1 pseudogene is annotated in these 636 nt (G+C 75.1%); it reads left to right on the top strand.

Features of this window, described 5'->3' with window-relative positions:
* Window positions 1-225 (top strand): annotated as a pseudogene (locus AOK01_RS45860) (type I phosphoribosyltransferase); the annotation flags it as partial.
* Between the last annotated feature and the right edge of the window lie 411 nt (window positions 226-636).

The raw sequence follows: 636 nt of genomic DNA, 5'->3' as shown, positions 1-636 counted from the left end.
TCCCGCGGCGGTCCGCGCGGGGCTGGGCTTCATCCCCGTGCGCAAGGCGGGCAAGCTCCCCGGAGCGACCCTCAGCCAGTCGTACGACCTGGAGTACGGCACCGCCGAGATCGAGGTGCACGCCGAGGACCTGACCGCGGCCGACCGCGTCATGGTCATCGACGACGTCCTCGCCACCGGCGGCACCGCCGAGGCCTCGCTCCGGCTGATCCGCCGGGCGGGCGCNNGCGCCCGCCTGGAGCCGGCCCTGGACGGCGCTCCGCTGGAGGCCCTGCTCAAGGTCTGAGCGAGTTCGAGAGAAGTCTGAGAGAAACCGGACGCTCACCTGCCCGACACCGCTCAGAGGCCCGTACGACACCGCGTGGGCGGGTCCCGGAGGAATCCGGGACCCGCCTCTCGCGTTCCTCCCGCGGAAGGCCGTCCCACCGGCCGAAAGCGAGACCCGAGCCCAGGATCGCTACCATGGGGTTTCCGGAGCCTGACCGGGGACCCGGATCGCGCACGAGGAGCCCTCTTGCCAGACGAGGCCCAGCCACTCGCCCCCAGGGCCGACCGCCCGGGGGCACCCGCAGCCGCCGAGCCCGCCCAGTCCGCGGCGCCCGCAGGCACGCCCGCGTCGCCCGCACCGGCGCCGGC

The organism is Streptomyces aurantiacus (genome assembly GCF_001418335.1).
Taxonomy (GTDB): Bacteria; Actinomycetota; Actinomycetes; order Streptomycetales; family Streptomycetaceae; genus Streptomyces; species Streptomyces aurantiacus.
This window is presented reverse-complemented; position numbering and strand designations above follow the sequence as displayed.